At 64.2% G+C, this 22442-nt stretch carries 26 protein-coding genes and 1 riboswitch; of the genes, 8 read left to right on the forward strand and 18 right to left on the reverse strand.

The annotated features are described in order from the left end of the window. Positions 1–377 precede the first annotated feature (377 nt). Positions 378–812, forward strand: a complete 435-nt coding sequence (locus tag FXB40_RS29810) for a hypothetical protein (protein ID WP_148775687.1) — start codon at positions 378–380, stop codon at positions 810–812. Between the two features lie 106 nt (positions 813–918). On the opposite strand, the gene FXB40_RS29815 is transcribed toward FXB40_RS29810, so the two are convergent. After that, entirely contained in the window at positions 919–1611 is a 693-nt protein-coding gene (locus FXB40_RS29815) for a glutathione S-transferase family protein (protein ID WP_148775859.1), read from the reverse strand. 123 nt (positions 1612–1734) lie between these two features. After that, positions 1735–2121, reverse strand: a complete 387-nt coding sequence (locus FXB40_RS29820) for a hypothetical protein (RefSeq protein ID WP_148775688.1) — start codon at positions 2119–2121, stop codon at positions 1735–1737. Between the two features lie 277 nt (positions 2122–2398). On the opposite strand from FXB40_RS29820, the gene FXB40_RS29825 reads away from it, so the two are divergent. Continuing rightward, a complete protein-coding gene (locus FXB40_RS29825) occupies positions 2399–2836 on the forward strand; it encodes a VOC family protein (protein ID WP_148775689.1) in 438 nt (145 codons plus the stop codon). A gap of 56 nt (positions 2837–2892) precedes the next feature. On the opposite strand, the gene FXB40_RS29830 is transcribed toward FXB40_RS29825, so the two are convergent. Beyond that, the gene (locus FXB40_RS29830) at positions 2893–3780 is read right to left on the reverse strand and encodes a hypothetical protein (protein WP_148775690.1); all 888 of its coding nucleotides are present in this window, start codon (positions 3778–3780) and stop codon (positions 2893–2895) included. 268 nt (positions 3781–4048) lie between these two features. On the opposite strand from FXB40_RS29830, the gene FXB40_RS29835 reads away from it, so the two are divergent. Further along, positions 4049–4777, forward strand: a complete 729-nt coding sequence (locus FXB40_RS29835; RefSeq protein ID WP_148775691.1) for an SDR family oxidoreductase — start codon at positions 4049–4051, stop codon at positions 4775–4777. A gap of 145 nt (positions 4778–4922) precedes the next feature. Here the strand turns inward: FXB40_RS29835 and FXB40_RS29840 are convergent, their stop codons facing one another. Beyond that, the gene (locus FXB40_RS29840; RefSeq protein WP_148775692.1) at positions 4923–5570 is read right to left on the reverse strand and encodes a glutathione S-transferase family protein; all 648 of its coding nucleotides are present in this window, start codon (positions 5568–5570) and stop codon (positions 4923–4925) included. 275 nt (positions 5571–5845) lie between these two features. Then, on the reverse strand, positions 5846–6388 hold the full coding sequence (locus FXB40_RS29845; protein ID WP_148775860.1) for a mismatch-specific DNA-glycosylase: 543 nt from the start codon (positions 6386–6388) through the stop codon (positions 5846–5848). 115 nt (positions 6389–6503) lie between these two features. Here FXB40_RS29845 and FXB40_RS29850 point away from each other — a divergent pair, with 115 nt between their 5' ends. Beyond that, a complete protein-coding gene (locus tag FXB40_RS29850) occupies positions 6504–6728 on the forward strand; it encodes a DUF6429 family protein (protein ID WP_148775693.1) in 225 nt (74 codons plus the stop codon). 4 nt (positions 6729–6732) lie between these two features. Next, positions 6733–7284: an HD domain-containing protein gene (locus tag FXB40_RS29855; RefSeq protein WP_148775694.1), complete on the forward strand. Its 552-nt coding sequence runs from the start codon at positions 6733–6735 to the stop codon at positions 7282–7284. A gap of 117 nt (positions 7285–7401) precedes the next feature. Here the strand turns inward: FXB40_RS29855 and FXB40_RS29860 are convergent, their stop codons facing one another. The 7 genes from FXB40_RS29860 to FXB40_RS29890 form a co-directional block, all read right to left on the reverse strand. Next, complete coding sequence (locus FXB40_RS29860) at positions 7402–7743, reverse strand: hypothetical protein (protein WP_148775695.1); 342 nt, start codon at positions 7741–7743, stop codon at positions 7402–7404. A 239-nt stretch (positions 7744–7982) separates the two neighbouring features. Further along, entirely contained in the window at positions 7983–9884 is a 1902-nt protein-coding gene (gene thiC, locus FXB40_RS29865; protein WP_148775696.1) for a phosphomethylpyrimidine synthase ThiC, read from the reverse strand. A 168-nt stretch (positions 9885–10052) separates the two neighbouring features. Further along, a complete protein-coding gene (locus tag FXB40_RS29870) occupies positions 10053–10661 on the reverse strand; it encodes a thiamine phosphate synthase (RefSeq protein ID WP_148775697.1) in 609 nt (202 codons plus the stop codon). Continuing rightward, positions 10648–11430, reverse strand: a complete 783-nt coding sequence (locus FXB40_RS29875; RefSeq protein WP_148775698.1) for a thiazole synthase — start codon at positions 11428–11430, stop codon at positions 10648–10650. Before FXB40_RS29875 ends, FXB40_RS29870 begins: the two co-directional genes overlap by 14 nt. 4 nt (positions 11431–11434) lie before the next feature. After that, positions 11435–11632, reverse strand: a complete 198-nt coding sequence (gene thiS / locus FXB40_RS29880) for a sulfur carrier protein ThiS (RefSeq protein WP_140480916.1) — start codon at positions 11630–11632, stop codon at positions 11435–11437. Then, positions 11623–12633 (reverse strand): FAD-dependent oxidoreductase, encoded by a 1011-nt coding sequence (locus FXB40_RS29885; RefSeq protein WP_148775699.1) that lies wholly within the window; start codon positions 12631–12633, stop codon positions 11623–11625. The genes thiS and FXB40_RS29885 overlap by 10 nt, the downstream gene beginning before the upstream one ends. Beyond that, positions 12621–12749: riboswitch (TPP riboswitch) on the reverse strand. Its footprint overlaps the gene before it by 13 nt. 26 nt (positions 12750–12775) lie before the next feature. Continuing rightward, on the reverse strand, positions 12776–13315 hold the full coding sequence (locus tag FXB40_RS29890; protein ID WP_148775700.1) for a lytic transglycosylase domain-containing protein: 540 nt from the start codon (positions 13313–13315) through the stop codon (positions 12776–12778). Between the two features lie 248 nt (positions 13316–13563). On the opposite strand from FXB40_RS29890, the gene FXB40_RS29895 reads away from it, so the two are divergent. Next, complete coding sequence (locus tag FXB40_RS29895; RefSeq protein ID WP_187437234.1) at positions 13564–13779, forward strand: hypothetical protein; 216 nt, start codon at positions 13564–13566, stop codon at positions 13777–13779. On the opposite strand, the gene FXB40_RS29900 is transcribed toward FXB40_RS29895, so the two are convergent. Together FXB40_RS29900 and FXB40_RS29905 are read right to left on the reverse strand one after the other, a co-directional pair. Then, positions 13776–15113 (reverse strand): ATP-binding protein, encoded by a 1338-nt coding sequence (locus tag FXB40_RS29900; protein ID WP_148775702.1) that lies wholly within the window; start codon positions 15111–15113, stop codon positions 13776–13778. The two genes, FXB40_RS29895 and FXB40_RS29900, sit on opposite strands and share 4 nt — an antisense overlap. Before the next feature lie 15 nt (positions 15114–15128). Continuing rightward, positions 15129–15869 (reverse strand): response regulator, encoded by a 741-nt coding sequence (locus tag FXB40_RS29905; protein ID WP_148775703.1) that lies wholly within the window; start codon positions 15867–15869, stop codon positions 15129–15131. Positions 15870–16049: 180 nt separating this feature from the next. Here FXB40_RS29905 and FXB40_RS29910 point away from each other — a divergent pair, with 180 nt between their 5' ends. Continuing rightward, positions 16050–16634, forward strand: coding sequence for a hypothetical protein (locus tag FXB40_RS29910; protein WP_187437235.1), 585 nt, complete (start codon positions 16050–16052; stop codon positions 16632–16634). A 219-nt stretch (positions 16635–16853) separates the two neighbouring features. Then, positions 16854–17402: a PRC-barrel domain-containing protein gene (locus FXB40_RS29915; RefSeq protein ID WP_148775704.1), complete on the forward strand. Its 549-nt coding sequence runs from the start codon at positions 16854–16856 to the stop codon at positions 17400–17402. Positions 17403–17628: 226 nt separating this feature from the next. Here FXB40_RS29915 and FXB40_RS29920 read toward each other — a convergent pair whose 3' ends face one another. The 4 genes from FXB40_RS29920 to FXB40_RS29935 form a co-directional block, all read right to left on the reverse strand. Further along, positions 17629–18843, reverse strand: coding sequence for an ABC transporter substrate-binding protein (locus tag FXB40_RS29920; protein ID WP_148775705.1), 1215 nt, complete (start codon positions 18841–18843; stop codon positions 17629–17631). Between the two features lie 391 nt (positions 18844–19234). Further along, positions 19235–20065: an ABC transporter permease gene (locus FXB40_RS29925; protein ID WP_187437236.1), complete on the reverse strand. Its 831-nt coding sequence runs from the start codon at positions 20063–20065 to the stop codon at positions 19235–19237. Continuing rightward, positions 20062–21324 carry an ABC transporter permease gene (locus FXB40_RS29930; protein WP_148775706.1) on the reverse strand — a complete coding sequence of 421 codons (1263 nt, stop codon included), beginning with the start codon at positions 21322–21324 and terminating at the stop codon, positions 20062–20064. Before FXB40_RS29930 ends, FXB40_RS29925 begins: the two co-directional genes overlap by 4 nt. A 34-nt stretch (positions 21325–21358) precedes the next feature. Beyond that, positions 21359–22417 (reverse strand): ABC transporter substrate-binding protein, encoded by a 1059-nt coding sequence (locus FXB40_RS29935; RefSeq protein WP_148775707.1) that lies wholly within the window; start codon positions 22415–22417, stop codon positions 21359–21361. Positions 22418–22442: the final 25 nt, after the last annotated feature.

The raw sequence follows: 22442 nt of genomic DNA on the forward strand, positions 1-22442 counted from the left end.
TGGTCGGGCAAAACAGGGGCAGGATGGCACGGTGGGATGCGTGGGTGTGCGCCTCTACCCGCGCGGCCCGCTGGCGGGAGAGGCCGGAATCCATCTACCTGTCATTGCGAGCGCAGCGAAGCAATCCAGATTGTCTCGGCGGAAAGATCCTGGATTGCTTCGCTTCGCTCGCAATGACGGAGAATGAGGACCTTTCGCGAGTCCGACTGCTACCTCCATTGCCGAAGCGGCCCCTCACCCCAACCCTCTCCCCGTAAGAACGGGGCGAGGGAGTGCACCGTGCGCGCCATCCCCATCATGTTGCCGCCGCGATCGATCGGATAGATTGCAGCATCTGATTCGCTTTCCCCTTGAAAAATAGCCCCCGGAGACGCCCCATGAAGATTGCTTCCACCTTGCGTGCCGCGCTGGTCGCCATTGCCGCGTTGGCCGGCCTCTCGACCGCGGCGCTGGCCGATGGCGGCACCGTGGTGCTGACGATCTACAAGGCGGGCTGGATCATTGGTGGTTCGGGTGGCTCGGGCGTGCTGAACTTCCGCGGCCGCGCCTATTCGCTTTCGACCGGCGGGCTTGATTACGGTCTCGTCTTCGGCGGCTCCAAGACCGTGCTGCGCGGCCGCGTCTCCAACATCAACCGTCCCTCCGATGTCGCCGGCGTCTATGGCGCTGCCGGTGCCGGCCTCGCCGTCGGCCGCGGCGCCCGCGCCATCGTACTCACCAACCAGAAGGGCGCGGTGCTGGAGCTGTCGGGCTACCAGACCGGGTTGATGGCCAATGCGGATCTGAGCGGGCTTGCGATCACGATGCGGTAGGAGCGCGCTGCATCAACATCGTCATTGCGAGCGCAGCGAAGCAATCCAGACCGTCGCCGCGGAAAGATTCTGGATTGCTTCGCTACGCTCGCAATGACGGAACCGATTACACGCTCACCATCGCATGAACCCGCTCGCAATGCGCGACGAGGTTCTTCTGCGCATCGACGAATGCCTTCAACGGCGTCGGGATCGGGAAATAATAGATATTCGCGATGAAGCCGTAGATGCCGGCATCACAGCTGGTCGGCCGCTCGCCATCCACAAAGCCGTTCGCCGGCACGATCTCGGCCAGCACCTGCAGATCGGCAAGCCCCCGCGCGTAAGCCTGCTCGGGCGTGTAGCGGCCGATGCCCTGGTAGTGATAGCGCTGCGCATTATAGGCCTTCGCCTTCTCGAAGCCATCAGCGTCGATCTGCGGGTGCTGCGCGATGAAACCGTCGCGAAACGCCGGATAATAGCGTTCGTCCTTCCAGCGCGAATAGGACATCACCCAGTAGAGATCGTCGAGCATGCGCGTGACGAGATGATGGGTGCGGCGCTGCGCCGGCGACAGCGCGGCATCGATGGTCAGATGATACTTTGCGATCGCGTGCGCGATGATCGTCTCGCTGTCGCCGATAGTCTCGCCGTCTTCGACGATGTAAGGAAGCTGCCCGCGTGGGGCGGCGGAGGCATCGAACACGTGCTCGTGCACGAACGGCACGCCCGCGAGCTTCAGGAACGCGTAGACCTTGAGCCCGTAGCCGTTGTTGTCGGCGACGCCGAACAATTGCGGATAGGAATAGAGGGTCAGCATTGACATCTCGCTCCTGGTTCGTGGTTGACGAAATCAAGCTCCATCGGCTGTCGACCACCTCTCCCTACGGGAGAGGTGACCGGTTTCCGGGCTCGCGTCGAGTCAATCAATCTCAACGCGCCATCAACGTGTTGGCACCTGGTCGGCGGTGGTGCTCGCCTGCGCTCGCTTGCTGGAGCGGATCATCAGGAACGATCCTGATGTGCCCGGCAGCTGCCAGCGCCCGTCGATCTCGGTCGCCTCTCCGTTCATGATGCCGTCGTACTGGACAATGTCGAAGCCGTAGCCCGGCGGCTCATAGCGTTTGACGAACGACACGACGCTGCCGGCGCGATGGCCCGTGATCGAGGCGCTGTGGGTTCGCACCGGGCAGCGCGGATTCGAGCAGGGTTCGGTGACGTGGCCTTCGATCGCGCCGCCGGCCTCGACCAGCGTCGCGGTGAACGTGACCATTCCCGTGCCGGGTTGGATGTATGTGCCGTCCCAGGCACCGGAGAGATCGTCGCTCACAGCAGTGGCTTCCTCGACATGAAGTGCGCCGGTTGAGGCTCGGCTGTTCCGTCCCACGTTCTTCCACCCCAAGTGGTATCGCCGCCATCACGCCCTTGCAATAGTCCGCACGCGACGTCGATCGATCGGAGGATGCCAGATATCATTCGTTTGGCTGAGGCCGCGCCTCTCAGGGTCGAAAAAGTGCTATTCCGCCTGTCGGATTATCGCCCGCGCGTTCGTCCTTCGAGCGACGGCGCGCGTGTGCGCGTCCGGTTCGAGGCAAAGGATAGCGCATATGACCTCCATCACGCCGTTTCTCTGGTTCGACAACAACGTTCCGGAAGCTGTCGCCTTCTACAAATCGGTGTTCCCCAATGCGAAGGTCGAGACCGTCAGCGACTTCATGGCGGTGTTCGAGCTCGAAGGGCAGCGCTTCAACGCACTCAATGGCGGGCCGCAATACCGCTTCAACGAGGCCGTGTCGTTCTTCATCAGCGTCGAGACGCAGGACGAGGTGGATTATTTCTGGAGCCGCCTCACCGCCGACGGCGGCGAGGAATCCCGCTGCGGCTGGCTGAAGGATAAGTTTGGGCTGTCCTGGCAGGTGGTGCCATCAGCGCTCGGCCGATATCTCGGCGATGCCGATCGGACCAAGGCCAACCGCGTCATGCAGGCGATGATGGGGATGCAGAAGATCGTGATCGCGGAGTTGGACAAGGCGTATGCGGGGTGAGGGCGACAGTCATGCCGGCGCTCGTCGCGCCGGCATTTTACATCCGAACCTCATCCTTATGGCAACACGGTTCGCCGCCGGTCCAACGAATTCGAATGGACCATCCATTGCGGCAGCGGCTCGCCGTCGCGATGCCTGCCACCCGCGCACGCCGCCGCCCAGGCCGCGATGGCGCCGAGCAGAATGGCTGTTGCCACCGAGAACGCCAGGATGATCGTGCTCCGCCGGGATCGCGCGATCGCGGTCTTGGCGTTGGCAATGACGGTGTCGACCCGGCGTTCGGCGTCGGTCGCCGCGAGGCCGGTTGCGCCGGCGACTTGCTGGATCAGGTAACTCCTGTCGTCCGTGCTCATGCCGTCATGGCTTGACGATGTGAGCAGGATGCGGCCCGCTTCAGCGCGTTCCGAACTGAGATCGGTCGTGGGGGCCCGGCGCCCGGCGCGGTAAAGCCGGTCCAGTTCATAGCTCAGCAACGGCTCGGCGGCGCTCGTCCGCGCCGACGTCGCGCCTGCAGGATTGCGCGACAAGGTCGCCGCACCCAGCAGCGTGGCGAGGATCGCGCCCATCACAACGGCCAGGGCCCAGACCGCCAACCCATGCAGGCCATCCACCTGCTCGGTGTGCTCCACGGGGCCTCCCGGGGCGGCCGGTGTTCGAACCCAGCCGGTGACATAGCCGCCCAACCCGAAGCTGAGGATCGCCTGCAGGATCAGGTAAATGCCGGACAGGATCCACAACGCCGCGGAGGCGTCGCGCCAGGTCGGCGAAGCGGACGTGACGCCCAGCCCGACGCTGGCGCCGAATGTCACCAGGACAAACGACAGCGCCGTTGCCGCAAACGCGCCGAGCAGAATCGGCGACCATTGCAGATATCGCGGCCCGCGATCGGCGCGGTACGCCTCGATATCGGCGCGCGGTGCCGGGGGAAGACTTTCCATGGACATTTCCATCATCCTTGCTCAGCGTAGGCCGAAAAAGGACAGCACAGCGAGGATCACCACGACCAAGCCCACGAGGTAAATCAAACCGTTCATTGTCGCCTCCATCACATTTGCCGGCGTCAATCTCCTCTGTCCGTCAAAGTTCCTATTCCGGGAAAATGTTGCAAACGGGAGGCCCCGGTGGGCTGCGCCAGCCCACCCTGCGCAGCGATCCACTTCGCCCGTTAGCCCTGGGTCGCTATACTGCCGACCTCAGCAGAATGGTGATCTCATGGGAAACGAATTGGCAGGCAAAATTGCCGCCGTGACCGGGGCCGCGTCGGGCATCGGGCTGGCGAGCACTGAAGCAATGCTGGCCGCGGGCGCGCGCGTGGTGATGGTCGACCGCGATGAGGCCGCGCTGAAGGCGCTCGGCAGCAAGCATGGCGACGCGGTGATCCCGCTGGTCGTCGATCTGCTGGATCCCAAGGACTGCGCAACGCTGCTGCCGCGCGTCCTGGAGAAGGCAGGGCAGCTCGACATCCTGCATGCCAATGCGGGCACCTATGTCGGCGGCGATCTCATCGATGCCGACAATATGGCGATCGACCGGATGCTGAACCTGAATGTCAACGTCGTGATGAAGAACGTGCACGACGTGCTGCCGCACATGATCGCGCGACGGACCGGCGACATCATCGTCACGAGTTCGCTGGCGGCGCATTTTCCGACGCCGTGGGAGCCGGTCTATGCGTCGTCCAAATGGGCGATCAACTGCTTCGTCCAGACGGTGCGGCGCCAGGTCTTCAAGCACGGCATTCGCGTCGGCTCGATCTCGCCCGGCCCGGTCGTGACCTCGCTGCTCGCGGACTGGCCACCTGAGAAGCTGCAGGAAGCCAGGGACTCGGGCAGCCTGCTGGAGGCCAGTGAAGTGGCTACCGTGGTGATGTTCATGCTGACCCGGCCGCGCGGCATGACCATCCGCGACGTGGTCATGCTGCCGACCAATTTCGATCTGTAGGGCGGCGGCGCGTGCTCTAACTCCTCATGATGAGGAGGCGCGAAGCGCCGTCTCGAACCATGCAGGCCCCGATCTCGCCCGCGGCCATCCTTCGAGACGACCGCTTCGCGGTCTCCTCAGGATGAGGGCGGTGGGTGTGGCGGGCTTAACTCGTCGACGCCGCCGTGAAAACCGCCAGCTGCGCATCGAACGCGCGGCGGAAGGCCGGGCGCGCTTCACCGCGGGCGACATAGGACGAGAGGGTCGGATAGCCGTCGAGGATGCGCGATGCGTTCAGCCTGCGCAGCACCGTCACCATCAGGAGATCGCCGGCGCAAAATGCGCCGTCGAGCCAGTCGGCCCCACCGAGATGGCGGGACAATTCGTCGAGCCGGACGCGGACGCTATTCTGGAGGACAGGCAGGCGCTCGTCATGCCAGCTCCTGTCGCGTTCAAACAGCATCGCCATCCCGAGCTCGACAATCGGCGGCTCCATCGTGTTGAGCGCGGCAAACATCCACGCGATGGCGCGCGCCCTGGCGTTCGGCTCGGCCGGCAGCAATCCGTCATGATGCTCGGCGATATGGAGCACGATCGCGCCGGTCTCGAACAGTGCGAGATCGCCGTCCTCGAAGGTCGGGATTTGCCCGAACGGATGCAGGGCGAGATGCGACGGCTGCTTCATCGCCTCGAACGACACCAGGCGAACGTCATAGGGCTGCCCCACCTCCTCGAGCGCCCAGCGCACCCGCATGTCGCGCGCCTGTCCCCTGCCGCGGTCGGGCGAGTTTGCGAAGGCGGTGATGGTGGGCATGCGGGGTCTCCGGGGTGATGGCGCTTTGGATCCAGAGGACGAACGAGCGGGGCGGATTCCGACAGCGCCGTAGGGTAGGCAAAGCGCAAGCGTGCCTACCGTCCTACCGGATTTGAGGAGTGATGGTGGGGACGGCGCAAGAGCGCCTTTTGCCCATCCTACGAAGCTGACGGTGCTCCTCCTCATGGTGAGGAGGCGCGAAGCGCCGTCTCGAACCATGCAGGCCCCGTATCTCACCCGCGGCCATCCTTCGAGACGACCGCTTCGCGGTCTCCTCAGGATGAGGTCTGTGGATGTTGAACGTTCAGCACAGCGATCCAATCCGCCAGATCCCGCCACGGCTCCAGCGTCCAATGCCCGGACGCCGCACCGGACGGCGACGGCAACACAAAAATCTCCGGCAAACTCTCATCCCGCGGCTGCCGCCCCAGCGCAATGCTGCTCGACGGCCGGCCGTAAAACAAGCTCGCCGCCTTCTTGCTTGTGAACGCAATCGTCCTTGGCCGATATTTTTCCATCTTTGCCCTGAACCCCAACACGTCGATCGATGCGGCCTCGATCTGATGATCCATCCCCGCACCCGACTTGGAGAGATCGGTGAAGCCGATCCCAAGCTCGATCAGCGAAGCGAACTCGCCCGGCTGATAGCGTCGCGGCGTGATCCCGGCCTCATGGATCGCGCGCCAGAAGCGGTTGTCGGGATGGGCGTAGTAGTGCCCGAGTTCGGCCGAGCGGGTGCTGGCGGCGGTGCCGACGAAGACGAGGCGGAGGTTGGGGCGGAGCTGGTCGGGGAGGCGTTGGAGAGTGGGCACGGGCATTTCGGTGAGACCAATCAGCTCGCTCAATTGGATTGCATATGGCGCGTTGGAGGGAACCATTGCGGATTGCATAATGCCGAATAGGATAGTCCCAACGTCACGCGGGAGGTTTACGATGGCCGTCAGCAAGGACAAAATCGATGACGCGGCATTGGCCTTGCTCTATCTGACTCTGCACGATGACTATCGAGCGTGGAAGGGCTTCGACTGGGATGTGCTCGGCCGCCTGCATGACAAGGGAATGATTGATGATCCCGTTGGCAAGGTAAAGTCGGTGGTGTTCACCCAGGAGGGACTCGAACGGGCGAAGGCGCTGTTCAAGGAGTTGTTCGAGGATTAAGGCCGTGCCGACGAACCGCGAGGAACTGGCCGCCGCCTATGCGGCGCCCGGCCGCCACTATCACAACCTCTCGCACATCGAGGACTGTCTCGCTGCGCTCGCACGAGTGGAAGGGATCTCGGCAGCCGAGCGTGAAATCCTGTCGGAGGCGATCTGGTGGCATGACATCGTTTACGATCCGACCCGATCGGACAATGAAGAGCTCAGCGCGCAGCTGGCCGAGAGGAACATCCGCGCCGATCTTCGCGATGAGGTGGGCCGCCTGATCCGCCTCACCAAGACGCATGCGGTCCAAGCGGACGATCGCCTCGGCGCGATCCTGATCTCGATCGACCTCAGCATTCTCGGCGCAGCGCCCGCGCGCTACGACGCGTATGCGGCTGCGATCCGACAGGAATTCATCCACGTCAGCGACAGCGACTATCGCGCCGGCCGTGCCCGGGTGTTGCGTCAGTTCGCCGCCCGCACGGTCATCTATCCCGATGGTGGCTTCGCCGCGAAATATGACCGGACGGCGCGCGACAACCTTGCGCGGGAGCTTGCGTCGTTGAGCTGAGCTGACGTTGCGCTCGGTGCGACTCCGTAGCCCGCATGAGCGACAGCGACATGCGGGGCAACTGTCGATCCCGGATGTCGCTTCGCTCATCCGGGCTACGCTTGCCACGTCACTGCTCTAATAGGGATAGATCGGCCCAGCATCTTCTCGCGCAATCTTTTGCAGAGAGATGGGATCGAATGTCTTGGCAAGAATGACGCACCATGTCTTCCCAGGACTAACTATCTGGATGAGATTGCATTGTATGTCCCACCCTCCGACGGTTGCAGCTCGAACTTGGCTAATCCCGTTCATCAGGTTTGCTCCCATGCCGAGAGCCTGATTTTTGACGCCCGCGGGGACAACATCCCAACCGATGGATTCGATATCAACTTGAGCGGACGAGTTTAGCAGGGCGAACGCCGAAGATTCTACGAGATCATGCAAGAGCGAGGAAAATAGCTTGCATTCTGCAGTCATGGCACGCTCCATCCAATACGACGAAAATGGATTAATTCTAGCTAAGATTGCATACGAATGGAATGCCCCAGATGAAGATGTTCGAATGAAGAAAGCCGGGCATTCACCCGGCTTTATGGATGCCCTTGTCAAGCCCGGGGGGCACGACGAGGGAGAAATGATTTCATTTCGACGCGATGAACTAACAACAAGGCCGGGCTAGTTGCCCGGCCTCTCGCTCGAATAGGCGACGAGATCTCTCAGGAAAGCGCCTTGTTGCTCTCCTTCACCTTCTCCGCATCCAGATACACGCTTGAGCCCATCTCCTTGAACTTCGCGCTCATCTGCTTCATGCCGTCCTCGGCGGTGCCGCTCATGGACATGCCGATCGAGTTCGGATCGTTCAGCGTCGCTGCATAGTCCCGCACGTCCTGCGTGATCTTCATCGAGCAGAATTTCGGGCCGCACATTGAGCAGAAATGCGCGACCTTGTGGGCTTCTTTCGGCAGGGTCTCGTCGTGGAAGTTTTTTGCGGTGTCGGGATCGAGGCCGAGGTTGAACTGGTCGCTCCAGCGGAAGTCGAAACGGGCGCGGGAGAGGGCGTCGTCGCGGAGCTGAGCGGCGGGGTGGCCCTTGGCGAGATCGGAGGCGTGGGCGGCGATCTTGTAGGTGATGACGCCGACCTTGACGTCGTTGCGGTCGGGTAGCCCAAGATGCTCCTTCGGCGTGACGTAGCAGAGCATGGCGCAGCCGAACCAGCCGATCATGGCCGCACCGATGCCTGACGTGATGTGGTCATAGCCCGGCGCGATGTCGGTGGTCAGGGGCCCGAGGGTGTAGAACGGCGCTTCGCCGCACTCCTTGAGCTGCTTGTCCATGTTGATCTTGATCTTGTGCATCGGCACGTGGCCGGGGCCCTCGATCATCACCTGGCAGCCCTTGTCCCACGCAATTTTGGTCAGCTCGCCGAGCGTCTCGAGTTCGGCGAACTGCGCACGGTCGTTGGCGTCCGCGATCGAGCCCGGACGCAGGCCATCGCCGAGCGAGAACGAGACGTCATACTTGCGCATGAGGTCGCAGATCTCGTCGAAATGAGTATAGAGGAAGCTCTCCTTGTGATGCGCCAGGCACCACTTCGCCATGATCGAGCCGCCGCGCGAGACGATGCCGGTGACGCGGCTGGCGGTGAGGTGGATGTATTGCAGGCGTACGCCGGCGTGGATGGTGAAATAGTCGACGCCCTGCTCGCACTGCTCGATCAGCGTGTCCTTGTAGAGCTCCCAGGTCAGCTGCACCGGGTCGCCGTTGCACTTCTCCAGCGCCTGATAAATGGGAACGGTGCCGATCGGCACCGGCGCGTTGCGCAAGATCCATTCGCGGGTGGTGTGGATGTTGCGGCCCGTCGAGAGGTCCATCACTGTGTCGGCGCCCCAGCGGATCGCCCACACCATCTTCTCGACCTCTTCCTCGACCGACGAGGTCACCGCCGAGTTGCCGATATTGGCGTTGATCTTGGTGAGGAAGTTGCGGCCGATGATCATCGGCTCGAGCTCGGAGTGGTTGATGTTGCAGGGAATGATGGCGCGGCCGCGCGCGATCTCGGAGCGGACGAACTCCGGGGTGATGAAAGCCGGGACTTCGGCGCCGAAGCTCTCGCCATCGGCAAGCGCTGCTTCCGCGCGCTCGAGCTGCTCTTTGCGGCCGAGGTTTTCGCGGGCGGCGACGTAGATCATCTCCTTGGTGATGATGCCGGCGCGGGCGAATTCGAGCTGGGTGATCTTGTGGCCGTCGAGGCCGCGCAGCGGCTGGTGATAGGCGGCGAAGGAACGCGCGGCGTTGTCGGTGGAGACGCTGCCATTGTCCTCCGGCTTGATCTGCCGGCCCTGATATTCCTCGACGCCGCCGCGCTCCAGCACCCACTGTTTGCGGCCGCGTGCGAGGCCGGCATTGACGTCGATGGTGACGGACGGATCGGTGTAGGGGCCCGAGGTGTCGTACACCGGCAGGTTCGGCTCGCCAGCGCCCTCGGAGAGAATGATCTCGCGCAGGGGCACGCGGATATCCGGCGCGGCGTCGGGCGACGCGAAGATCTTTCGCGAGGACGGCAGCGGGCCGGTGGTGACGGCGGGGACGGTCTTGTCGGGGTTGGAGCGGATGTTCATGGGATCCTCCGGTTTAATTCTGTGGTGTGTGCGTCTGGGCGACGGCGGTGAATTCTTGCTCCGTCATTGCGAGGAGCACTTGCGACGAAGCAATCCAGACTGTCTCTGCGGAGAGACTCTTGATTGCTTCGCTTCGCTCGCAATGACGAGTGAAGAGAGCGAGGCGCATCACGCCGCCTCCGCGGATTGGCCGAGCCATTGCCGCACGCGGGCATCCGGGTCGGCGTTCTGGGTGACGTCGCTGACGACGGCGATGGAATCGGCGCCCGCCGCAAAGATCTCCGCGGCGTGCTCGAACTTGATGCCGCCGATCGCGACCAGTGGGATGCTGCCGATGCGCTTCTTCCATTCCGTGATCTTTGGAATGCCCTGCGGTTCGAAGCGCATCGATTTCAGCGTGGTGAAGAAGATCGGGCCGAGCGCGACGTAATCGGGTTTTGCCGCGAGCGCGGTTTCAAGCTCGGCGTCGTCGTGGGTGGAGACGCCGAGCGAGAGGCCGGCTTCGCGGATCGCCTTGAGGTCGGCTTCCGCCAGATCTTCCTGGCCGAGATGCAGGTATTTTGCGCCCGCGACGACCGCGGCGCGCCAATAGTCGTTCACGACCAGCTTGGCCTGCGTGCCGTTGGTGATGGCCAGCGCATCGGTGACGATCTGCAGGGCCTGCGAGTCGTCGAGGTCCTTCGTGCGCAATTGAATCGTGCCGACGCCGAGCTTGGTCAGGCGCTCGACCCAGGCGAGGCTGTCGACGACGGGATAAAAACGATCAGGATACGGCATGCCAGAACGGGGTCCCAACGACAGGGGTGGAAGGGGAGGCGAAGTCGCGGGCGTTCATCAACCCGGCTTCAAACGCGGTGCGGCCGGCATCACAGCCGAGGCGGAAGGCCTTGGCCATCGCGATCGGGTCCGCGGCCTTTGCGATCGCGGTGTTGAGCAGCACGGCGTCATAGCCGAGCTCAAGCGCCTCGGCCGCGTGCGAGGGCGCGCCGATGCCGGCATCGACCACCAGCGTGATATCGGGCAGCCGCTCGCGCATCAGCTTGAGTGCGTCGCGGTTGGTGATGCCTTTCGCGCTGCCGATCGGCGCGGCCCATGGCATCACCACCTTGCAGCCGGCATCGACCAGCCGGTTTGCGACCGAGAGGTCTTCCGTGCAATAGGGGAATACCTCAAAGCCGTCCTTGATCAGGATGGCGGCGGCTTCGACCAGGCCGACGACGTCGGGCTGCAGCGTGTCGTTGTCGGCGATCACTTCGAGCTTGATCCAGGACGTCCCGAACAATTCGCGCGCGAGCTTTGCCGTGGTCACGGCTTCGCGCACGCTGCGGCAGCCGGCGGTGTTCGGCAGCACGGTGACGTCGAGCTCGCGGATGAGATTCCAGAATGCGTCCCCGGTCTTGCCGCCGGCGGATTCGCGCCGCAGCGAGACCGTGACGATGTTCGAACCGGAGGCGCGGATCGCGTCCTGCATGATGGCGGGCGAGGGGTAGAGCGCGCTGCCGATGAGCAGGCGCGAGGCGAAGGTTTTGCCGTAGAAGGTCACCATGTCCTCACCCTCCCTGCCGCGGCGTGATGATCTCGATCTCGTCGCCGGCCTTCAGGTGGGTCTCGGCCCAGCGGCTTTTCGGCACGACGTCGTAATTGAGCGCGATGGCGAAATGCGTGCCTTCGTAGTCGAGCTCGCTGAGCAGCGCGTCGACGCTGGCCGCATTGATCTCGCGCTGTTCGCCGTTCACGATCACGCGCATTGCATCACCTCATTGTCGATCTGGCCGCGCTCGACGAAGTGGAGCGTCAGCTCGGCGAGCGCCGGCGCGAGCAGGAAGCCGTGGCGGTAGAGCCCGTTGACGCTGATCTTGCCGCCGCGCACGCCGATGCGGGGCAGATTGTCGGGATACGCGGGGCGCAGGCCCGAACCGAATTCGACAATGCGGGCCTCGCCGAAGGCCGGATGTACGGCATAGGCGGCGCCCAGCAGCTCCAGCGCCGAGCGGACGCTGACGCCGGTATCCTCGGCCTCGATCGAGGTCGCGCCCAGCATGAACAGATTGTCCTCGCGCGGGATCACGTAGAGCGGCCAGCGCGGATGGATCAGCCGCACCGGGCGCGAAAGCTGCACCTCGCCGGTCTCGATCAAAATCATCTCGCCCTTGACGCCGCGCAACTCGGGCTGCTCGTCGCGTGCGCCAAGGCCGCGGCAGTCGATGACGATTCCGTCCAGATCGCTGGCGGTAACGTCGCTGCCGAACTTGATGGTGCCGCCGGCCGCAACGATGCGCGCGTGCAGTTTCGGCAACACGCGGCGCGGCTCGACATGGCCTTCGGTCGGGAAGAACAGTGCATCGCGGAAACGGCCTTCCAGCGACGGCTCGAGCGCGGCTAAGGCCGCTGCATCGAGCCGGCGATGGCCCTCGGTCATCCGCGCAAAGCGCTCAAAATCGTTGCGCTCGCGCGGATGGGCGACGACGAGCGAGCCGTTGAAGGGGGTGTCCGGCAATTCGCGCCGCCAGATGTCGAGCGAACGCAGGCCGAGCCGGCTGATGATGGGCTCGGCGACCTCCGCCTCGCAATAAGGTGCGAGCATGCCGCCGGCCCAATGGCTGGTGGCGTCGGTCATGCCTGCGTCACTGCGCTCGTGTAGCGTCACGGCATGGCCGGCCTGCGCGAACAACAGCGCCTGCCAGGCTCCGGCTATGCCTGCACCGATGATGGATACCGGAGACTCCGGTCGCTTGGTCGTCTGCAACATCCCTGTCCCTTCGCCGGCATGACCCGGATCAGGTTCAAAGGGTCACCGCGGTCCTGGGCCTTCTGACCCATTTAGCGGTATCTCAGCTCCTCCTCGGAGCACCCCTCGGAACGGCTCTAATGTAGGCTAGTGACGGCTGGTGTCAACGCATGTTCCCGGGAACCTGCGCCCGCGCGTTGCGGATGTGCTGGGCGAGCTTGCGATGCGGCGGCGCGCCGAACATCGGCTGCGGATTGCCGTTTGGCTCGAGTTGAGGCTCGAAGCTCGCCTGTCGAATGGCCTGCTGGCGCTGGTGCTTTGCAACGTAGTAATAGCCGCCCGCGAAATAACGCACGGCGCGGTCGTGATCGCCGTTGGCGGCGTGATAGGCGCCGGCGAGATATTTGACCGCATAGGTGAGGTTGGTGTTGGGGTCGCGCAGGCCGGCGGCATCGCCGGTGTAGCCAAGGCCGCGGGCGGTCGCGAGCTTGATCTGCATCATCCCGATCGCGCCGCCACGGCCGACCAGGCCAGGCTGATAGCGGCTCTCGCGCATGATGACGCGATGCACCAGCGCCTCCGGCACGCCGTTGGCGCGCGCATGCATGGCGACCATCTCGGTATAGTCGGCCTGGCCCGCGAATGCGGCCTGCGGCGACACCAGTCCGGCCGCGACGAACGCGGCGATGCGTAAAATTTTCATCAGATATCCCGGACGTCCTGAGTGGCAATTTTTAAGCGACCTGCGCCGTTTGCCGTTAGGCCTCCCGAACGCGGCGATGATGTGGCCAAACGCCGCCGCTCGCGATTTCGCGGCGCAGAGCCGTGGTTACGACTCAATGCTGGCGCAGGAGTTCCTCAGGCGGACACGCGCGTCGCGACAGCAAGCCTGTCTAGTCGCGCGGGCCCTCGAAAGCGAGTATGAAGCGCCTGCGAAACGGGAGAGGTGCCATGACAAAAACAACCATGGTCAACACCCACGGCAGCGACATTCCCCGACAGAACCCATGTGCCCAGTGCGGCGCGCCGATCGCGCAGCCCGACTGGATCGAGCCGGGCGAGGGGCGGGTCTCCTATCTCTGGACTTGCCATGCCTGCAACTATCGCTTCGAGGCGATCGCGATCTTCGACGAGCCCGCAGTCGCGTATCCGCCGCTCGCGGCTTAAGCGGCGGCTTGCGCCGAAAGCCTCGGCTGCTGCCACACCGGCAATTGCATCCGCACGATCAGCCCGTGCGGCTGGCGGTCGTGCAGCGACAGCTCGCCGCCATGGGCGAGCGTGATCGCGCGCGCGATCGACAGGCCGAGGCCGAAGCCGGTGGAATCGTCCATGGTGCGCGCATCGTCGCCGCGCACGAACGGCTCCAGCATCTCCTGCTTGCGCGCGTCCGAAATGCCGGGGCCGTCATCCTCGACGTCGATGACGAGTTTTGTGCTGTCTACATCGAGGCGGATCGTCACCTCGGCGCCGAAGCGCACCGCGTTCTCGACCAGATTGGTGACGCCGCGATGCAGATCGTCGGGACGTGCCGCGGCGGTCGCCGATGACGGGCCGTCATAGTGCACGACATGGCCCATGTCGCCGAACTGGTGGGCGATCAGCTGCAGCGTGCTCGCGATGTCGACCAGCGTGATCGCCTCGATCTTGCGGTCGTTGCGCAGCAGCGACAGCACGCTTTCCAGCATCGAGCGCATCTGGTCGAGATCGATCAGCATGCGCTTGCGGTTGCCCTCGTCCTCGATGAACTCGGCGCGCAGGCGCAGCCGCGTGATCGGCGTGCGCAGATCGTGGCTGATCGCAGCCAGCATGCGGGTGCGATCCGACATCAGCCGCCCGATCCGCTCATGCATGCGGTTGAGCGCGCGGGCCACGGAGCGGATCTCCTCCGGGCCGCGCTCGGGCAGGGGTTCGGAGGTGCCGTCGAGGCTGAAATCCTCGGCGGCCTTGGCAAAGGACGACAACGGCGTCGCCAGCGCACGTGCCGCCCACAGGCCGAGCACGCTGATGGAGATGAACGCGGTCATCAGCGTCACCAGCCATGGCGCGCCCCAGAACCAGGGACGCGGACCGTTCTCGACATGGCCGGCGATCGTGGTGCCGTCAGGCAAGACCACGCCAATGCGGTGGGCATCGCCCTCCGGCGCGAGCTGCACCACCTTGTAGCCGCGGCCGAGATGGCGGCGGAGCCCGTGCAGGTGCTGGCTTTCGCTGTCCTCGACCACCGTCGCCGTGCCCGGCGCCGATATCTCGATGTTGAGCTTCGGGAAGGCGCGCGCGATATCTGCGGCGAGACGCGGCCGATCGTCCGGCCTGGCCGAGCCGAGCAGCAGCGCCGCATCCAGCAATTGCGGAGCGCCGTCCGGCGGCGTGTCCGGACGATCGGGCCGGCTGATCAGGAAGGCGGTGGTGACGACGAGATGCAGCGCGACGGTCGAGGCCAGCACCAGCGCGGCGATCTGCCCGCCGATGCCCTTGAGGTGGAAGAACCCGAACGGCCTCATCGTCTTAACGCCCCGTCAGTTGCTCAGGGGCGTCGTAACCGCTTCCGTTCTGGGCGTAAACAAATAACCGCCGGAGCGCACTGTCTTGATGATGGTGGGATCGGCCGGATTGGGCTCGATCTTGCGGCGGATGCGGCTGACCAGCACGTCGATCGAGCGTTCGAACGAGCCGGTGTTGCGGCCCTGCGTGAGGTCGAGCAGGCTGTCACGCGACAGCACGCGGCCGGGACGCTCGCAGAACGTCCTGAGCAGGTCGAACTCGGCGCTGGTCACCGCAACGCGCGCGCCTTCCGGATTGCGCAGCTCGCGCAGCCGCAGGTCGATGCGCCAGCCTTCGAAGGCGAGCGTGGAGGCGCCCTCGATCGAGCTCGCGGCCTGTGCGGAGGCCTGGCGCCGCAGCACCGCGTTGATGCGGGCGAGCAGCTCGCGCGGGTTGAACGGTTTCGGCAGATAATCGTCCGCGCCCATCTCGAGGCCGACGATGCGATCGACGTCCTCGCCGCGCGCGGTCAGCATGATGATCGGCGTCTGTGCCTCCGAGCGCACCTTGCGGCACAGGCTGAGACCGTCCTCGCCCGGCAGCATGACGTCGAGGATGATGAGATCAACGCGGTGGTCGGCCATGGCACGCGACATCTCGCGGCCGTCGCTCACAGCGGTAACGTTGCAGGAGTTGTTGCGGAGATATTTCGCAATCAACGTCCGGGTTTCGCGGTCGTCTTCGACGACCAGGATGTTGGGAGAGAGGTTGGCCATGCGCTTTGTTTGTCCAAGATTCGGGCCAAAAGGCGAAGATTTTTGTTTCAGTTTGTTTCCGAATGTATTTCCGCAACACCCCGCAACGACTGGGTCGTTATACGGCAAGGTCTCGTTAAGCCCGTTAACCATACCGTGGGGCAGTCGCGTACGAAACCCCGCAAAAACCACGGTGCACTCATGACCTCGATTTCGGCGGCCTCCGCCGGTAATTACCAGTCGCCGCTGCAGAAGCTGCAGCAGGAATTGCAATCTGAAGTATCCGACGGGACGATCTCCTCCTCGGACCAGTCCGCGCTCACGACCGCCCTGCAGGACATCGACACGTCGCTCCAGCAGAGCAAGTCGAGCGATCAGTCCAGCGGCACCAAGCCGTCCAAGGACGGCCTGAAGTCGAAGATCGACGATCTCATCTCCAACGAGGTCTCGAACGGGACGCTGACGTCGGTCCAGGCCGACGAGCTGAAGGGCGTGTTTCAGTCCGCCTTCGGCAAAGGGCCCGGTGGTCCCGGCGGCGCGCATGGTGCAGGCGGCCCGCCGCCCGGACCGCCGCCCTCGGACGACAGCTCGTCTTCGGATTCGTCGTCGACGGACTCGACGAGCAGCAGCTCGACGGATTCCAGCACGGCGAAAATCCTCGAGCAATTCCTCCAGGCCCTGCAGCAATCGCAGTCCTCGTCGAGCTCGTCCTACAGTGCGAACGGCACGACGAGCTCTTCAAGCAGCACGGACATCTCCGCGCTTCTGATCGACTACCAGAGCTGACCTGAGCGACGCGGGTCGGCGCGTTCCTCGCCGCGATCGTGCTACATCCCAGGGCGCAAGATCGTCGGCGAGGAACTGTGCATCTCGCACGTTCCTCGACAGGAACTTTCCTCGCAACGCAGCGCCATAATGGCGCGACGAAATTGCCGCAGCTTAGGAACTGCGAGTGATCGTGGCTGTTCTCTCCACATGCGTTTTCTGCTGAAGGAGAGGACAACAATGTTGATGAAATCGATCGCCGCCGGTCTTGCCGGCACCGCTTTGCTTGCGACCGTTGCGTTTGCGCAAAACCCCACCGCCACCACCGACAAGTCGCCAACCGCGGCCACCACCGCGACGACGACCACCACGACCGCTTCGGGCGAGTGGCGCGCGTCGAAAATGGCCGGCTTGAAGATCTACAACGACGCCAACGAGAGCATCGGCTCGATCAACGACCTGCTGATGGACAAGAGCGGCGCCGTGAAGATCGCGGTCATCGGCGTCGGCGGCTTCCTCGGCATGGGCGAGCATCTCGTCGCGGTGCCGTATGAGAAGCTGAAATTCGTCAACGAGGCAGTTGCCTATACCGGCGCGGCCGGCACCGGCGCGACGCCGGGCACCAGGCCGGCTGCGACCACGACCACCGGCGCTGCGACCGGCACCGAGAAGACCACGACGACCACGACCACAGCGTCGTCCTCGTCGAAGTGGTATCCGGATCACGCCGTGTTCAATGCGACCAAGGACGAGCTGAAGAACATGCCCGAGTTCAAGTACTCGGAGTAGTGCGGATCGCGTGATGGCCTAAACGAAGCGCGCCCGGTTTTCACCGGGCGCGCTGTCGTGTCTTTTTTCACTCCCGTCATTGTGGGGTGTTGACCCTCACCCTGAGGAGCGCGCCTCTTGCGCGCGTCTCGAAGGGCGAGGCCACCGGCCGGGCCTTCATCCTTCGAGACGCTTGCTTCGCAAGCTCCTCAGGATGAGGAGTTGGCAGTGTGGTCGAGGCTTCGCCTCAGTTCGACTTCACCAGCGGGCAGCCGCCCTTGTCGAGCGGGCGGAAGGCTTCGTCGCCGGGCACGGTGGCGATCAGCTTGTAGAGGTCCCACTCGCCCTTGGATTCTTCCGGCTTTTTCACCTCGAACAGATACATGTCGTGGACCATGCGGCCGTCGATGCGGATCTTGCCGTTCTTGGCGAAGAAGTCGTTCACCGGCGTGTTGCGCATCTGCTCCATCACCTTCGGCGCTTCGTCGGTCTTGATGGCCTCGATCGCCTTCAGATAGTGCATGGTCGCCGAGTAGAGGCCGGCCTGGATCATGGTCGGCATGTGGCCGACCTTCTCGTTGAAGCGCTTGGAGAAGGCGCGGGTCTCGTCGTTCATGTCCCAGTAGAACGCGTCGGTGACGATCAGGCCCTGCGTGGCCTTGATGCCAAGCGAATGCGTGTCAGTGATCTCCTGGAGCAGCGCGATCATCTTCTGGCCGCCTTGCACCAGGCCGAACTCGGCCGCCTGCTTCAGCGCATTGGTGGTGTCGCCGCCGGCGTTCGCCAGCGCGACCACCTTGGCCTTGGAGGCCTGGGCCTGCAGCAGGAAGGACGAGAAGTCGGATGAGTTGAGCGGATGGCGGACCTCGCCGAGCACCTTGCCGCCGCTCTCCTTGACGACGTTGGCGGCGTCGCGCTGCAGCGCCATGCCAAACGCGTAGTCTGCGGTGACGAAGAACCAGGTGTCCTCGCCGCGCTTCACCATCGCCTTGCCGGCGACGTTCGACAGCGCGTAGGTGTCGTAGGTCCAGTGCACCGTGTTGGGCGAGCAGGCGATGCCGGTGATGTCGGAGGAGCCGCCGCCGGAATTGATGTTGATCTTGTTCTTCTCGCGCGTCAGCGCCGAGATCGGCAGCGCGACCGAAGAGGTCGGCACGTCGAGGACTGCGTCCACCTTCTCGTTGTCGTACCAGTTGCGGGCGATATTGACGCCGACGTCGGGCTTGTTCTGGTGGTCGGCGGAAACGATCTGGATTGGCACCCCCGCGACCTTGCCGCCGTAATCGGCAACGGCCATCTCGACAGCGGCGAGCGAGCCCTTGCCGGTCGCGTCGGCATAAAGGCTCGACATGTCCGTGAGCACGCCGAGCTTGACGACGTTGTCGGAAATCTGCGCCTGCGCCGTGCCGCAGGTAGCGGCGATGGCGAAGCCGGCCGCGACCGCGGCGATGAGTTTCTGCATATCGTTTTCTCCCTCAGCCTTGTTGTTTGGGGCTTTGTTGCGGGGACTGTTCTAGCGACAAACCGTCGCGGGGGCAAAGCCGGGGGGGTATGGAGAGGGGTGAGAAATAAGTAGGGGGCGGCGGTGTTTCCTTCGCCTCTCCCGCAAGCGGCGATGGCATATGGCATTTGCACGACCTAAGCGCGCGCCTCGTCCTTCGAGACGACCGCTTCGCGGTCTCCTCAGGATGAGGCTAAGCGGCACCGGTGCTCGTCAAAATGACGGCCGCACACTCGGTCCTCATCCTGAGGGCCCGCCAACGGCGGGCGTCTCGAAGGATGGCCACAGGGAAATCATTCCAATATGCGATCGCCCCGCCGCAAGCCGGGAGAGGGAGGAGCAACACCTACGCTCAGACGCTGCTGCCCTTGAGCCGCTCGTTGCGTCGGCGCAGGCCTTCCAGCGTAGCGAGGAGGATGACCGAGACCGTCGTCAGGACCACCGCGGCTGCAGTGATGGTCGGGCTGATGTTCTCGCGGATGCCGCTGAACATTTCGCGCGGCAGGGTGCGCTGCTCTGGCCCCGCCATGAACAGCACGATCACCACCTCGTCGAAGCTGGTCGCGAAGGCGAACAGCGCGCCCGACGCGAGCCCCGGCAGGATCAGCGGCAGGATCACGCGGCGGAACGCTTCGAGCGGCGAGGCGCCGAGCGAGGCGGCGGCGCGCGCGAGGTTGGTGTCGAAGCTTTGCAGCGTCGCGCCGACCGTGATCACCACAAACGGCGTCGCCAGCGCGGTGTGAGCCAGGATCAGGCCGAGATAGCTGCCGGTCAGCCCGATCGGCGCGAAGAAGAAATAGAGACCGACTGCGGTGATGACACCGGGCACGACCACCGGCGACAGCACGAAGGCCAGCACCAGCGGCTTGAACCGGCTCTTCCACTGCGCGAGCCCCAGCGCGGCCAGCGTGCCCAAAACCATCGACAGCATGGTCGAGGCGACGCCGATGATCATGCTGTTCTTCAGCGAATTCATCCAGCGCGGCGAATTGATGAAATCGTCGTACCAGCGCAAGGAAAGGCCCGGCAGCGGATAGGTGAGGTAGGAGCCCGAGCTGAACGATAGCGGCATGATCGCGAGGATGGGGGTGATCAGGAAGATGAACACCAGCGTCGAGATAAATATGGTTGCGGTCCACGCGATGCGCTGGCTGGGCGTGCGGATGGAAGCATTGTCGCTCAATTCTTCATCCCTCCCGTGACCTGCTGGCCCTGCACCAGCTTGCCGTAGACGAGAGCCAGCAGAATGGTGGCCAGCAGCAGCACTGCACCTAGCGCCGACGCAAGGCCCCAATTGGCGGTCTCGGTCGTGTAGAGCGCGATGAAATAGCTGATCATCTGATCGGCGGCGCCGCCGACCAGGGCAGGCGTGATGTAGTAGCCGAGCGCCAGGATGAAGACGAGCAGGCCTCCCGCGCCGATGCCGGGCAGGGTTTGCGGCAAATAGATCCGCAGGAAGGCGGTGAGAGGTGGCGCGCCGAGCGAGGCGGCGGCACGCATGTAAGCCGGCGAGATCGCCTTCATGCTGCTGTACAGCGGCAGGATCATGAACGGCAGCAGCACGTGGGTCATGGCCACGCAGACACCGAAGCGGTTGTAGATCAGGCGCAACGGCTCGTCGATGATGCCAAGCCAGTGCAGGCTGTCGTTCACGACGCCCTTGCTCTGCAGCAGCACGATCCAGGCGCAGGTGCGCACCAGAAGCGAGGTCCAGAACGGCAGCAGCACGAAGATCATCAAGAGGTTCGACCGGCCGGGCGGCAGTGTCGCCAGCAGGTAGGCGACCGGGAAGCCAAGGATCAGGCAGAGCGCGGTGACACCGAGGCTGATGAGGAAGGTGCGGCCGAAAACATCGCGGTAGATCGCCTGATCTGCCGGAGCCGCGACGATCGCGCCGTCTACGTTCCGCGTCAGGTCGAGCGCAGCCAGAAGGTAGAAGCCGGTGACCGGGCCACCGGCATCCTTGATCGTCGTCCAGGTGGTGCGTTCGCGCCAGGCCGGGTTGATCTTGCCCAGCGTCTCCTTCGCGGTGCCGGGCTCCGGCACCGCCTTCAGATTGCGTGCGGTGCTTGTGAGGATCGTGCGAAAGCCGTTCAGGGCGTAGTTGAGCCGCTTGGCTGCGATGGCGATGGTGCCGGAGGCGCGCGCGGCCAGGATGTCGCCTGCAAGCGCCGCGTAGGCCTTTTCGTCCGGCAGGTCCTTGCCGTCCCAGTTGGCGAGAGCCGCGACGGTCTGAGGCAGAGCCTGGCGCACCTCGCGGTCATCGACCGCACGCCACAGCATGCCGGCGATGGGCCCAGCGAAAGTGAAGAGCAGGAAAACGAGAAGCGGCAGCACCAGCGCCAATGCCTTGACTTGGCGTGTCCGCTCCGCACGCCTCAATCGGCGCTTGAGCGGCACCTCGGTCGACGCATTGGCGCCGGTCAGAAGCGCTTCCGTCATTGGTCGATCCCTGGGTCGAGCCTTGCTGGGCGCGCTATTTCGCGGCCCATTTGTTGAAGCGCTCGGTCAGGCGGTCGATGTTCTCGAGCCAGAAGGCAACGTTGATCTCGACCGCGTTCTTGATGTTGTCAGGCGCGGTCGGCAGGTCCTTCAGGACGGCCGGCTGGATCAGGGCGGCGGCGTCCTTGTTCGACGTGCCGTAGGCAATGTTCTCCGACAGTTTCGACTGGTTCTCCGCCTTGCCGGCGAAGTCCAGGAACTTGTAGGCCGCGTCCTTGTTCGGGCTGCCCTTCAGGATGACCCAGCTGTCGAGCGTGAAGAGAGCGCCGTCCCATACCATGCCAAAGTTCTTCTTCTCGTTCTTGTTCGCGGTGTCGATGCGGCCGTTGTAGACCGAGGTCATCGCCACCTCGCCGGAGGCGAGGAGTTGCGGCGGCTGCGCGCCGGCCTTCCACCAGACGAGGTCGCCCTTGATGGTGTCGAGCTTCTTGAACGCGCGATCGACGCCCTCGTCGGTCGCCAGCACCTTGTAGACGTCCTTCGGCGCGACGCCGTCGGCCATCAGGGCGATCTCCAGCGTGGTCTTCGGGCCCTGACGCAGGGCGCGCTTGCCCGGAATCTTCTTGGTGTCGAAGAAGTCGGCCCAGCCTTTGGGCGCGTCCTTCAGCTTGTCCTTGTCGTAGCCGAGCACGAAATCGTAGAGGATGGCGCCGACGCCGCAGGGATTGACCGACGGCTGGATGTAGGCGGCCTCGCCGCCGATCTTGGAATAGTCGAGCTTCTCGAACAGGCCTTCCTCGCAGCCGACCGCGAGCTCGTCGCTCTCGACCTGGACGAGGTCCCAGGTGGCGGCGCCGCCCTGGACCTTGGCGCGCAACACGCCGACGCCGCCGTCCCAGGACTCGTCGTTCATGGCAACACCGGCCGTCTTCTTGAACGGCTCGAAATAGACCTTCTTCTGGGCATCCTGATATGCGCCGCCCCACGATACGACGGTGAGGTCACGCGCCTGGGCGACCGTGGCGAGCGCGGCGCTGGCGCTGAACGCGGCGGCGAAACCCAGAGCAATCTTGCCAATCTTGCGCTTCAGCATGGTCCTTGTTCCTTCTTCATCTGCG

This window comes from Bradyrhizobium rifense, assembly GCF_008123425.1.
In the GTDB taxonomy this organism is placed as follows: domain Bacteria; phylum Pseudomonadota; class Alphaproteobacteria; order Rhizobiales; family Xanthobacteraceae; genus Bradyrhizobium; species Bradyrhizobium rifense.